Below are 11,077 nucleotides of genomic sequence, written 5' to 3' on the forward strand. Positions count from 1 at the left end.
TCGGGCATTGCGGCTGACATCGTCGCCGTTCAGCCCGTGGCGTTGAGGATCTTGATCGCAAACACGAGCGAGTCGCCGGGCTGGATGCCGGCGCTGGGCTGACCTTCGGGGTAGCCATCCGCGGGGACCATCGCGACGGCAACCGTGGATCCAACTTTTTGCCCTGCAATGGCTTTCTGGAAGCCCGGCACGACTCCGGTAAGCGGGAAGTCAACCGGTGCGCCGCGCTGATAGCTGCTGTCGAACACGGACCCGTCACGTCCGTTGACGCCCATGTAGCAGACGGAGACCCTGGCGGTGCTGGAGACCACCGGTCCATCTCCGGCGTGCAGCGTGTGCACCTGGGTCTGGCTTACGCTGAACGGTGCGGTGACGTTGACGAGCGGAGCGGTCGTATCCGTGGACCCGGTGACCGCGACGCTGCCGGTGGTGCCGCTCAGCGTCCAGTCAGGCGTTCCGCCGTTGTGCGGTGTTGAGGTGGGGCATGAGCCGGCCGCGGTGGCCGTGCCCGCTCCAGCGAGCGTCATAGCGGTTGCCGCGACAGATGCCGCAAGCGCGACACAGGTATACATCCTGGAGGACTTCACGGCCGTCACGCTACCGCCACATTGCGTCTCAATAGTCGCGGGGCACCACAAATCCCGCGTGGCGGTCATTCATCGGTGGGGCGAGGTGTGAGTTGTTGAAGAATGCGCAAAAGCGACTTGCGATCCGACGGAGTCAGTTGGCTAAGCCAACGCTCTTCGCCACGCTGAATTGCCTGCTGTGCCTGTCTTTTTATTGTCCGTCCGCGCTCTAGGAGCTCTAGCAACCGGACTCGACGGTCGTCAGGGTCCGGACGCCGGTCGATGTACCCGAGCCGTTGCAGATCGTCGAGAACGGCGATGATGCGTGTCTTGTCGGCGCCAATAGCCGCAGCCAGGGCAGCTTGAGTGCGCACCGGGGAGTTGTCCAGCTCGGTCAGCACGGTGTAACCCCACATCGATAGTCCGTGGCGCTCAAGAATTGGCAGCTCGGCAGCCACGAGTTCGCGCACCAACGGGCCGAGCATCGCCGCAAGGTCAGGTCGCGACGGCCCTTTGGTCATGGCGCGATAGTAGAGCAATCGCAATAATATGCGTATGCTTATCGTATGACTATGCCTACGATAGATACTCTGAGAACACACCACCGCACGGCCGTGAAGGCCACCATTGAGATTGTTCAGGGGATCAGTACCAGCGACCTCGAGCGCCCGACCCCATGCAGCGACTGGAATCTGCTTGAGCTGTTGGCCCATATGACCGCGCAGCATCGAGGATTCGCCGCGGCCGCTCACCGCGCCGGCGGCGATCCCGCGGTGTGGGAGACCTCTGCCGTGATCGACGCGGTAGCGGCCGACCCCGCGGGCAGTTATGTTGCCGCGGCTTGCGAGTTACTCACGGCGATCGCCGAGGACGAGACGCTCGCCGTCCCTTTCGAATTACCCGACTTCGGCCCGGGCGCCGTCTTTCCCTTCGAGCAGGCGATCGGGTTTCACTTCGTCGACTACGTCGTGCACGGCTGGGATGTGGCCCGCGCAGTTCGCATCGCATTCGAGTTGCCCGACGACGTCATTGATGCAGCGCTACTGATCGGATTGCAAGTTCCTAGCGGTGACTTTCGCAACAGCGCTTCCGCTCCTTTCGGGCCGGCCCTTGACCAAGTACCGGACGGCACTGGCCTCGACTGCCTACTGCGTCATCTCGGTCGCTCGCCGACATGGGCTACGCCGGACGAATCACCGGCGTGACTTTTTGCGGGGAATGGCGTCAGGTGCAAAGGCTAGGGGCGTCGCACACATTGCCGGGGCAATAAATCGAGTGTGCGGCGTTGACCAGGCTTCCGACGTCTAGCAATGTCACGCCTTTCGTGTCCAGGCGGGCGTGCAGGTCGTCGGCGATCTGTTGCGGCGTCCAACCCCACGTGAGGTCGTAGCACACGTCGTGCGCCTCCGCGATAAGTGCCTCTTCCGTCTTCGGCGGCCACGTGAGGCCGACGGCGCGCAATTGCGCGAGGTACGCGTCATCTTGGGGGGTCGCGGCCGCAATGCCGGCGCTGCTCACAACTGCAGCGGCAAGCATGACAGGGACAGCGATTCTGGCCAGCCGTCGAGGTGAGGGCATTTGATTCCCTTCCAATCTTCGTATCGCGATGAGAGCCGCCCAAAGTGTGCCGCTGCAAAGCAAGGCAGACAGCAGAATAGCTAATGTTCGCAAAAGCGGCCCGTCGAAATTCTCAGCGTGCGCCAGCGGGCTAGCCGGTGATTCCAGCCAATTCGCGTGCCACGGCATCGAATGCGCGCAACGTGTCGAGCATGTGCGGCTCATGAGAGTCCAGTTGGGTGGATAACTTGGCGGCGACCAGCTCCGCGCTGCGGTTGGCGTAGATCATCTGACCGCACATGCCCTGGCATAACACGACGTCGTTGCCGGGATAGGGGAACCACATCTGGTTGCGGTACATCCCGCCGGGCATTTCGTTGTCGTCGGGGCTGGCGGCGAACGCCTGACGCGAGTCGGGCCCACCACCGAGTGTGTCTTCGATCCACGCGGTCGGCAGCACTTGCAGGCCGGTCAGCGAGACACCGTCGCGCAAAAATAAGGACCCGAACCGGATCATGTCGGTAAGACAAGCACTGATGCCGCCGTCGAAAAACCCTGTGCCGCATGCATCTACACCGATCATGGCGTCGCATTTGGCCCCGATGCGACTCCACAACAGTTGCGACATCAGCTCGGGCATTCGCCGGCCGCCCGCAACCTCGCAGATCCAGCCCAGCACATCGGTTTCACACGAACGATATTCGAACGGGCCACCGTGAGCGGACTTCTGCCACAAGGTCAATAGAAACCCTTGCAGCGTGGCGGGAGCGCCCGGGCTGCTCCTGGGCGCCCAGCCCATCGCCTGGTCGAGAAGATGTATCTCGGCGGCCGGATCTCGATAATTCTCCGAAAAGCCGATGCCCGATCTCATGTCCAGCAGATGACGCACCGTCGCACCTGCGTAGCCGCAGTTCGCTAAGGCGGGAACATATTTCGTGACCGGCGCTTCGAGCGCGATCGCGCCGGCCCCGTGCAGCGCGCCGACGACGGCCGCCACCAGTGATTTGCTCACCGAGAACAGAAGGTGCCTCGCCTGGGGCCCAAAACCGCCGAGGTACTCCTCGGCCACCATCGACCCGCGGTGCCAGACGGCCCACCCGTCGGTACCGGTGGTGGCCATCACCGCCCCTACGGTGGTGGCCACTCCGCCATTGCTGGTCACCCGGATTCCCGACAGGGGAGAAGTGACTGCGGGCAACGCCGCGACCGGTCCGGTCCCGCGCGAGATCACGGCAGTCGGCACAAAGTCTTCGACGTGCTGAAAGGACCACCGCGCGTATGGCGCCGACAGCCAGTTGTCCAGTGAAATGCCGGCCGGGACGTGACTCGTACGGCCGCCGGTCACGCGCGTGCGACGAGCCGCGAGACGATCGGCGCGGCCGGCGTCAGGGGCGTTGAGGTGAACTTCGCCTTCATGCCTTTGACCCAGCGCCGGCAGCGCTCACTGAGCTGATAGTCGTCGGTCTGCAGGTGTGAGCGGGTGACGAGCACGCCGAGTTGGGCGCCCTCCGAACGTAAGTCGCCGGGCGCCGCGACACGCATATAAAAGGCCTCGGACCCGTCCAGCAACGTGGCCCAGTCGTTGGCGGACCGTGCAAAGGAGACGCGGCCGTCGTCGTCGATGCGCCATACACCGGTGCGGGGCGTCGCGGTGAAGAGCTCGATTTCCGGTGAGGTCTCGGTGATGACCACTTGGCCCCAGACCTCGTCCTCGCCATAGCCTCGCTCCCAGCGCGAGTTGATCTCCTCGATGTCGAGTTCGTACTCCACGTCCATGTATTCGAGCAGGTGAAAGAGAAACAGCGGCATGTCGGCGTAGGCCTCGGTGGTCAGGTTCGTCATCGGGCTGGCGCCACTCAGGCGCGGATTCACCTCGCCGAGGTATAGCTCGTCGGAGTCGAGGTCATGCAGAAGGTCCACCTCGAAGTAGCCGCGGTACCCCTCGCGGCGCATGACGTCGCCCAGCTTTCCCACCATTTCTCGCGCGGCGTGCGTCTGTGCGGGCGGCAGCACCTCGCGCCAGATGTCATTGCCGCACCAGCTGCCCCGGTGCGGAGTCAGCTCCGAATAACCGACGAGACTCGTCATCGCGGGGCCGATCACGGTGCCGTGGCGGGTCACGGCACCCTCGAGGCACACCTCGACATTGCGGATGCGCTTCATGACTTTGACTTCTTGCTGCGCGGTCAGGTCACCAGCGTGCTGGTCCCAGTCGCGCTGTCCGTGCACGAAGAACGTCCCGCTGCCGGCGTTGCCGTAAGCGACCGAGACGACGAGGTCGTCTCCTAATCCGGCGTTTCGTGCGAGCGTCAGCAGTTCGTCGTAGGAGCCGGCCCGCCCGATGGCGTGAGGCACGCTCGGTATACCCGCCTCGTTGGCCAGGCGCGTCATGACGATCTTCGAGCCCAGGCGCTGGCGCAGCTCGATCGGCGGATGCATGACCTCAAGACCCGCCTGCCGCGCGAGGGCCTGGATTTCCTCGTTCATCATCACAAAGCAGGCCTTGCCACCGGGACCTCGACCTGCGATGAACTCGAGTGTCTCGGGATCGGACAGGAGGTGGCTGCACACCTCGTCCATGGAGTCAAAATCACGGCGGTCGCGTCGCCGGGGCACGAACACGCGCGAGTGTGTGCCCTCGAACGAGTCGAAGTAGGTCAGGTAGAAGAAGTTTCGTATCCAGCGGTCGACGCCCAGCAAGTTGAACGGGGTCGGCGAGATGAAGTACAGGGGCACCTTGTTGGTGTGAAAGAAAGCGCGGATGTCCGAGAGGCCGTTCAGCACGCGGCACGGCTCGGGTGCCATCACGCCGACCGCGTTGGCGCTGAGGCCCGCAACTGGCGAGGGAGAGGTGGTGCGGTCAGCGCGACGGCGATGGAAAGACATACCTCCATTCGACAAGTGTGCGCCCTGTCCGCGTCCGTGTCGAAGGGCGAACAGTCCGAAATGCCGACCGGCAACCGGACCGTACACCTTGCCTCACGGGCTGCGGTCGTCGTTTATCGCGTTGACCCACAAACAATTTGACTTCTCACGGGTGTATCCGATCGATGTGGCAATCGTTCCCAAAACTGCCGACATGCGCTAGCCAGCGCTGACTCGGGCCGGTCCGAGATTGATGGGAAGGTACTTGATTCCGTGCAACAGAGTGCTGTCGTTCGGGATCGGTTCGCCCGCCAGGGTGAGTTGGGGGAAGCGCTCGAAGAGCGCCGGCAGCCCGATGTTCAGTTCCATGCGGGCGAGCGGTGCGCCGAGGCAGGCGTGAACACCGGTGCCGAATCCGATGTTGTCGCGGGCGTTGGCACGGGCGGTGTCGAAGTCGCCCGGGTGCTCGAAGACGGCTGGATCACGGTTGGCTCCGGCGATGCTGAGGAAGACGGTCGAGCCTTCAGGCACGGTGTGGCCGTCGATCTGCAGTGTTTGGGTGGCCACGCGGGCCCCGAATTGAGCGACGCCGTTGTAGCGCAGGGTCTCTTCAACCGCGTTGGGCCAGCCCTCGGGATTTGCCTGAAGGCGGGCCAACTGGTCGGGGTGATCGACCAGCGTCACCACGGCATTACCGAAAGCGTGGGTAGTGGTGATGAACCCGGCACCGAGCAGCAGGCCCGCGAACATCCTGACTTCGAGGGCGCTGAGATCACTTTCTTGCAGGACCGCAGACAAGATGCTGTTGTCGCCCCCACTGCCACGGAGCCGCTCGATATGCGCGTCGCTATAGCGTTCAAACTCGCGCAACGCCGTGAGGGCGGTCTGAAAATCCCGCCACGACGGCACCGTGGTGGTGAGCAGTTTGGCGCCGGGTTCGGCCAATGCATGCAGATAGGGGATTTCCTCGCGGGGGATCCCCAGCATCTCGGCGATGACCTCGATGGGGATCCGAGAGGCGTAGCTGGCGATCAAGTCGCAACGAGTCTGGCCGTCGAGATCGTCGAGCAGGGCGTTGGCGATCTCCTGGATGCGGTGGCGCAGTCGGTCGATCGCCCGCGGAGTGAAAGCCCGCGACACCAGGCGTCGAAGGCGCTCATGCTCGGGCGGATCAATGACCAGCAGAGACGGCGGCTCCAGACCGTTCAGCACGCCAGGATTGGTTTTCACCAGTGCGCGCTGAGTGATCCGAAACGGCGACCGATCGTGGGGTTTAGCCGTCCGGAACCTGTCGTCACGCAACACGTCACGCACAATCTGCGCATCAGCGGTGGCCCAGCCGCCGATCACCGGCGACATGCGCCCCCGCTCTCGGATCTGCTCAATAAGGTGATGCGCGTTTTCGGGCTGGTTGTTATCGATCACCAACTGGGCGAAGGGATCGCCACGACGAGCGAGCAGCTTCAGCGTCGCACGGGCAAGTCCGTACCCGAGCAGCCAATGCGAACCGGTTTTGAGGTCCATGCCCGCATTGTTCGCCTCTGCGTTGCCCTATGGATAGAGGCGCGCGCCGAAGTCGTCGACATGGAATCCCATGGCGACGCGTGCTGCGAAGACGCATTCTGTTGCTTGCGTGGACTGGTCAGAACAACGCCACCACCTCGCCGGGGCGGTCGGGGCCGCGCTTACCCGACGCATGTTCGACCTGGACTGGATCCGTCACATCAATCAACGCCGCGCAGTGGTGCTCACGGGCACCGGACGGCAAGGGCTCAGCGAAACCTTCGGAGTACCGGGGGATTGGGATTGACCGGACCGGCCGCAAATTCTGAGGCACGTCACACTGGTCGCGAAATCCGTTGCGAGACCGCGGTTATAGTCGCTTAGCTGATCAGCTCGCAACGGAGCGCTCTAGCTCGGCCAGTGACGCGACGAGGTAATCCTCGCCGAAGATGGGCATCTCGCCGACGCGATCCCGGAAGGCCTGCGGCGTGCCGCTCCAGTCATATGTGAGGGTGACGTCGGTGTGATCACCGTTCGGTGCGAGGTCGTAACGCCAGAACCAACCGCCGGGAGCGTGGTTGCCCGCGTCGTCGAGCACCCCTGGCATCCAGGCAATGGCGCGGTCCTGCTCGAACACATTGACCAGGTTGTGCGTGATGTAGTCGCCGCCCGCCCGGGTGAGGTACATGTTCATAGCGAATTGCTGACCCGCGCCGGTGATCGGCGCGGTGTCCACCGAGTCGCGGACCCAATCGGTCGGCTCGGTGTTCCGGTGGCGAGATGGGTGGGCGAGAACGGCGAAAATCTCGGCCGGGGCGGCGGGGATGGAACGGGTGACGACGTACCGTTCGGCGCTAGCGCTCATGCGCTGTCCCCATCCGTCGTGGGTCCGTAGGCCGCGGCAATAGCGGGGGAGTCGAGCCATCCCGAGTAGGTGGGCCGCGAGGGCCAGCCGTCTGGTGAATCGAGCCACTCCTCTTGGCGACCCCACGGCAGGATGTCAATCAGCCCGAACGAGTGACTGAGTTGCTCGGTGCCTCGCCCGTTCGTATGCCACGTGCGGTACACCGTCTCCCCGTCGCGCAGGAACACGTTGACCCCGAAACCACCGCCCGACGGCGCGTCCATGTCGGCAGCGAATGTGCTCTGCGATGACGAATACCAGTCCATGCGATTGCCGACCTTGTGCTTGTAGGCGAGTGCTTCCTCGATCGGTCCGTTGGTGACGATGACGAATCGGGCATCGTAGTTGTCGAGGAACTCCAGGCGGGTGAATTGCGAGGCAAAGCCCGTGCATCCGCCGCATTGCCACTCCGCGCCGTCGGACCACATGTGGTGGTAGACGATCAGCTGCGATCGGCCGCCGAAAATGTCGGCCAGGCGGATTGGACCGTCGGCACCGACCAGGCTGTAGTCGGCCAATTCGACCATCGGCAGCCGTCGCCGCTGGGCGGCGATCGCATCCAGTTCGCGGGTGGCGGCCTTCTCGCGTTTGCGCAAATCGTCGAGCGCTGCCCGCCAGGTTTGGTGATCGACGACCGGCGGCAAGGCCGTGATTTGGGGGGACATGGCTCCACCTTTGCTCTCGATTTGTCCGTTTGGAAGGTCTGACTGGTGAATCGCCCGAAATTCATCGGGCAAATGGCCCATCCCAACTGCTCGATCGCAAAAAATGTTCTTGACCCGCACGCCCGGCGGTGGGTTCGATATGGGAGGGACGATAGGAGGGCCACATTGAGGACGTTCATTCGCCATTTTGTAGTCGTCGTCATGTTGGCGTTCGTGTCGATGGCAGCCGTGACGATCATGACGCCTGCGGTGAGCAAGGCCGATTGCGCTGACGGCGAGTGGTGGGACCCGACCGGCAAGGTCTGCCGACCGCTCGGAGTCGGTCCGCAACCGTTGGCATGCGACCCGGGCCAGTGGTGGGACCCGACGGCCAATATGTGCCGGCCGCTCGGTGTCGGGCCGCAACCGCTCGCTTGTGACAACGGCTGGTGGTGGGATCCAGGCGCCAACGAATGCCGGCCGCCGGCGGGCTAATTCGTGCACGCGGGTTCTCTGTGCTTACGCAACTTACGAGCGTGCCAGTCGGCGTTCAGGCCATGGAAGCCACGGGCACGCTAACGGCCGACGACTACAAGCAGGTTTTCGCACCGCTAGTGGATGAGGCGCGACAAAGCGGGAAACGCCTGAGGCTCCTTTACCAGTTCGGGCCGGGCTTCAATCGCATCACTGTGGGCGCACTATGGGCCGACACCCGGCTTGGGGCGGGTTACTCACGGCTGCTCGATGGATGCGCCGTCGTGAGCGACATCGACTGGATTCGCGAACCGGCTCGCGGGATCGGCGCGTGGATGCCGTGCCCGGTGCGCATATTTCACAACGACGATCGCGATGACGCCATCGCGTGGCTGAGGTCGCTACCGCCGAAAGGAACTGCCGCGTCCCCCCGGGACATGGCCCGGGCCTACCTCGGTGGATCGGTCGCCGCCGTCGGAAGCCTTGGTGCACTTATCTTCTCCCGGGCAGTCAAGAGCCACGACGGGGCTGGTTGAGCGAAACCCGCGGATCGCTGGCCGTAGGTTATGGGGTTCCTGAACACATGAAAGGAAACCCGCACCACGGCTTCTGCAGCGCCTCCGGCGGCGGTGGACCGCCCTCCCAAATCCCGGGGGCGGCGTTTCCATGCCCCCAGTAGACGCCGTACCAGGTGTGGCACTGACTCGCGTCCCAGCTAACTTCCGTCCCCGGACATCCGCGACCGGTCTGGGGGTGCAGCCCGGTCTTTTGGTCTTCCGGGCAACAGGTGTATGGTCCGCTGGCGCCGGGGGGTACCGGCCCGTCTTCTGGTAGGAAGCCCTGCGTCCGCGGCACAGGGCCGGGCTGGGCCTCGGCGTTACCTACGGCGAGCCACATACCGGGCACCGCGAGGCCGCCCGACAACACCGCCGCCGCGACTACTTTCTTCAGGGTTCGGGTCGTGTCCACAGCATTGTCCTTTCGCTGCTATCAGGTATTTAACCCCGCAAGCTTGCGAAATTTTTGCGTTTTTGCGTGGCTACCGATCCCAAAAAGGCGTGGGCGTGGCCTTGTCCTTCTCGCTTCGAAGAAAGCTAAAATCCGCTTCATGACTGCGCTACTGATCGCCAAAGCGTTATTGCTGGGCTTTCTTATCGTGGCCTGCGGCGCCCTCACGGTGACTTACGTGCGCAGGCGCCGCGCCGGCGTGCAGCCATGGGAAAACCCTTATGCCTCACCATATCTCGACATATATCGCGGTGGATTGCCTCCGATACCGCCGCCGCCCTCAACGGGCTACGAGCGGTCTGCTGACGACCAGCCTTCCGCGCGCGGTCCCGATAGCGTTGGCGGTTAGCCCCAGTAGGCGAAGCTACATGCGGGGCGCGGTTCAGTCTTCAAGGACACGAGCTTGTCGCCATTCATGATTATCGTGCAGGTGAGGGCGACCTCCCCACCGTCGGCGGTTACCTGCGACTCCACTTCGTTGTAGACGGAGTACTGCTTTTCCCACGGCAGGGGCACATTTGTCTCGGTCTGCTCTGGGCCTCCATTGATCCGGTAGCGAATCGTCACCGGGGAACTGCCACCACTGACCTTCATCACCGCAGTGCCGACTGGCTGGCCGGTTGGCGCCACTGACGTCGGCGCCGATGGCGCCGACGTAGTGATCTGTGCGGTGCCCGCACCGCTAGTGGTATGTGTCGCATGTCCGGTCGTGCTGTTGGTGCATGCCGTCGCGGCAGCGCCAGTCGCCATAACGCTGACGATCACCCCGACGGCGTAACGATACGAACGCATGCGCAAAGCCTACGATGACCTGCACTCGAGCCGTAATGGAAACCATGCCACCGAATGAGGCTGACCATCACGCGAACGCGGCGTTTTACTGCTAACCCCGCTACAGGCGTTGGGCAGCGAAATCCGCGCCCTGGTCAACCATGCCATTCGCCGCGTACAGAGTGTGAGCGATGCCGGGCGGCCCCGGAGGTGCGCCATCACAGATGCTGTCGTCGGCGGCGCACAACTGAATGGTCTTGCTTGCGTAGAGGGGACCGATCGTGATGGGCGGAGCGCCGGCACCGCGCAGGAACTCGTTGGAAGGTGTTCCGAAAAGGACCACTGCGGCCACGTGATCAGCGACCGACCGCGGCAGCGGTTGCGGTACGTAGGACGCGAACTCCTGCGGCACTTCCTTGGGCACGACAGCCGAAGTGACGAAGCCGGCCACGGCCGCGCCTTGGGAATAGCCGCCGAGCACCACTTTGGTGTTCGGACAGTTCGACGCCGTGGACTCGATATGAGTGCCGGCGTCCCTAATCCCGTCCACAACGGTTCTGGCGAAAGCGACGCCGCCGTTGAAGTCGCTACTCGCCTCGTAATTGACCGGATAGACCCCCACCGACTTGCCGCCCGCTCGTGACCCAAGCGCATCGACGAACGCCTGCCCGATCCCGCCGACCCCAGGTGGCTCGCCGGTACCGCGGGCAAACACCACTTCTACGTTGGGACATGGCTCTGCGGACGCGGCTGGGACGGGTGCGCAGATCATCCCCGCCCAGGCT

Annotated in this window: 15 protein-coding genes; 5 read left to right on the forward strand and 10 right to left on the reverse strand. The window is 63.8% G+C overall.

What is annotated here, in order from left to right; all coding sequences use genetic code 11:
• Positions 1-29: 29 nt before the first annotated feature.
• Complete coding sequence (locus VFW69_RS10150) at positions 30-572, reverse strand: FKBP-type peptidyl-prolyl cis-trans isomerase (RefSeq protein ID WP_526500766.1); 543 nt, start codon at positions 570-572, stop codon at positions 30-32.
• An 80-nt stretch (positions 573-652) separates the two neighbouring features.
• On the reverse strand, positions 653-1,087 hold the full coding sequence (locus VFW69_RS10155; protein ID WP_526500735.1) for a MarR family winged helix-turn-helix transcriptional regulator: 435 nt from the start codon (positions 1,085-1,087) through the stop codon (positions 653-655).
• A 51-nt stretch (positions 1,088-1,138) separates the two neighbouring features.
• On the opposite strand from VFW69_RS10155, the gene VFW69_RS10160 reads away from it, so the two are divergent.
• The gene (locus VFW69_RS10160) at positions 1,139-1,771 is read left to right on the forward strand and encodes a TIGR03086 family metal-binding protein (RefSeq protein ID WP_526500737.1); all 633 of its coding nucleotides are present in this window, start codon (positions 1,139-1,141) and stop codon (positions 1,769-1,771) included.
• Between the two features lie 19 nt (positions 1,772-1,790).
• On the opposite strand, the gene VFW69_RS10165 is transcribed toward VFW69_RS10160, so the two are convergent.
• From VFW69_RS10165 to VFW69_RS10180, 4 genes are all read right to left on the reverse strand, one after another.
• Entirely contained in the window at positions 1,791-2,102 is a 312-nt protein-coding gene (locus VFW69_RS10165; RefSeq protein WP_526500739.1) for a DUF732 domain-containing protein, read from the reverse strand.
• Positions 2,103-2,274: 172 nt separating this feature from the next.
• A complete protein-coding gene (locus VFW69_RS10170) occupies positions 2,275-3,468 on the reverse strand; it encodes a serine hydrolase domain-containing protein (RefSeq protein ID WP_526500741.1) in 1,194 nt (397 codons plus the stop codon).
• A complete protein-coding gene (locus tag VFW69_RS10175) occupies positions 3,465-4,928 on the reverse strand; it encodes a biotin carboxylase (RefSeq protein WP_526500768.1) in 1,464 nt (487 codons plus the stop codon). The genes VFW69_RS10170 and VFW69_RS10175 overlap by 4 nt, the downstream gene beginning before the upstream one ends.
• 279 nt (positions 4,929-5,207) lie before the next feature.
• Positions 5,208-6,512, reverse strand: coding sequence for a cytochrome P450 (locus tag VFW69_RS10180; protein WP_526500743.1), 1,305 nt, complete (start codon positions 6,510-6,512; stop codon positions 5,208-5,210).
• Positions 6,513-6,621: 109 nt separating this feature from the next.
• Between VFW69_RS10180 and VFW69_RS10185 the strand changes: the two genes are divergently transcribed.
• The gene (locus VFW69_RS10185) at positions 6,622-6,798 is read left to right on the forward strand and encodes a hypothetical protein (protein ID WP_526500745.1); all 177 of its coding nucleotides are present in this window, start codon (positions 6,622-6,624) and stop codon (positions 6,796-6,798) included.
• A gap of 81 nt (positions 6,799-6,879) precedes the next feature.
• Here the strand turns inward: VFW69_RS10185 and VFW69_RS10190 are convergent, their stop codons facing one another.
• Together VFW69_RS10190 and VFW69_RS10195 are read right to left on the reverse strand one after the other, a co-directional pair.
• Positions 6,880-7,356 carry an SRPBCC family protein gene (locus VFW69_RS10190; protein ID WP_526500747.1) on the reverse strand — a complete coding sequence of 159 codons (477 nt, stop codon included), beginning with the start codon at positions 7,354-7,356 and terminating at the stop codon, positions 6,880-6,882.
• Positions 7,353-8,060, reverse strand: a complete 708-nt coding sequence (locus tag VFW69_RS10195) for a DUF899 domain-containing protein (protein WP_526500749.1) — start codon at positions 8,058-8,060, stop codon at positions 7,353-7,355. The genes VFW69_RS10190 and VFW69_RS10195 overlap by 4 nt, the downstream gene beginning before the upstream one ends.
• Before the next feature lie 165 nt (positions 8,061-8,225).
• On the opposite strand from VFW69_RS10195, the gene VFW69_RS10200 reads away from it, so the two are divergent.
• The 3 genes from VFW69_RS10200 to VFW69_RS10210 all read left to right on the forward strand — a co-directional run bounded on the left by VFW69_RS10200 (position 8,226) and on the right by VFW69_RS10210 (position 9,870).
• The gene (locus VFW69_RS10200) at positions 8,226-8,534 is read left to right on the forward strand and encodes a hypothetical protein (RefSeq protein ID WP_526500751.1); all 309 of its coding nucleotides are present in this window, start codon (positions 8,226-8,228) and stop codon (positions 8,532-8,534) included.
• 41 nt (positions 8,535-8,575) lie between these two features.
• Positions 8,576-9,049 (forward strand): STAS/SEC14 domain-containing protein, encoded by a 474-nt coding sequence (locus tag VFW69_RS10205; protein ID WP_526500753.1) that lies wholly within the window; start codon positions 8,576-8,578, stop codon positions 9,047-9,049.
• Between the two features lie 572 nt (positions 9,050-9,621).
• A complete protein-coding gene (locus tag VFW69_RS10210) occupies positions 9,622-9,870 on the forward strand; it encodes a hypothetical protein (protein ID WP_526500755.1) in 249 nt (82 codons plus the stop codon).
• Here VFW69_RS10210 and VFW69_RS10215 read toward each other — a convergent pair.
• The gene (locus VFW69_RS10215; protein WP_526500757.1) at positions 9,867-10,313 is read right to left on the reverse strand and encodes a hypothetical protein; all 447 of its coding nucleotides are present in this window, start codon (positions 10,311-10,313) and stop codon (positions 9,867-9,869) included. The two genes, VFW69_RS10210 and VFW69_RS10215, sit on opposite strands and share 4 nt — an antisense overlap.
• Positions 10,314-10,413: 100 nt before the next feature.
• Positions 10,414-11,064, reverse strand: coding sequence for a cutinase family protein (locus tag VFW69_RS10220; protein WP_526500770.1), 651 nt, complete (start codon positions 11,062-11,064; stop codon positions 10,414-10,416).
• Positions 11,065-11,077: the final 13 nt, after the last annotated feature.

This window comes from Mycobacterium sp., from assembly GCF_036273375.1.
Taxonomy (GTDB): domain Bacteria; phylum Actinomycetota; class Actinomycetes; order Mycobacteriales; family Mycobacteriaceae; genus Mycobacterium.

Excerpts from the sequence above, each read along its gene's own strand:
- VFW69_RS10190 (WP_526500747.1), bottom strand. The coding sequence starts at position 7,356 with ATGAGCGCTAGCGCCGAACGGTACGTCGTCACCCGTTCCATCCCCGCC.
- VFW69_RS10165 (WP_526500739.1), bottom strand. The coding sequence starts at position 2,102 with ATGCTTGCCGCTGCAGTTGTGAGCAGCGCCGGCATTGCGGCCGCGACC.
- VFW69_RS10215 (WP_526500757.1), bottom strand. The coding sequence starts at position 10,313 with ATGCGTTCGTATCGTTACGCCGTCGGGGTGATCGTCAGCGTTATGGCG.
- VFW69_RS10210 (WP_526500755.1), top strand. The coding sequence starts at position 9,622 with ATGACTGCGCTACTGATCGCCAAAGCGTTATTGCTGGGCTTTCTTATC.
- VFW69_RS10175 (WP_526500768.1), bottom strand. The coding sequence starts at position 4,928 with ATGGCACCCGAGCCGTGCCGCGTGCTGAACGGCCTCTCGGACATCCGC.
- VFW69_RS10160 (WP_526500737.1), top strand. The coding sequence starts at position 1,139 with ATGCCTACGATAGATACTCTGAGAACACACCACCGCACGGCCGTGAAG.
- VFW69_RS10180 (WP_526500743.1), bottom strand. The coding sequence starts at position 6,512 with ATGGACCTCAAAACCGGTTCGCATTGGCTGCTCGGGTACGGACTTGCC.
- VFW69_RS10155 (WP_526500735.1), bottom strand. The coding sequence starts at position 1,087 with ATGACCAAAGGGCCGTCGCGACCTGACCTTGCGGCGATGCTCGGCCCG.
- VFW69_RS10150 (WP_526500766.1), bottom strand. The coding sequence starts at position 572 with ATGTATACCTGTGTCGCGCTTGCGGCATCTGTCGCGGCAACCGCTATG.
- VFW69_RS10195 (WP_526500749.1), bottom strand. The coding sequence starts at position 8,060 with ATGTCCCCCCAAATCACGGCCTTGCCGCCGGTCGTCGATCACCAAACC.
- VFW69_RS10220 (WP_526500770.1), bottom strand. The coding sequence starts at position 11,064 with ATGATCTGCGCACCCGTCCCAGCCGCGTCCGCAGAGCCATGTCCCAAC.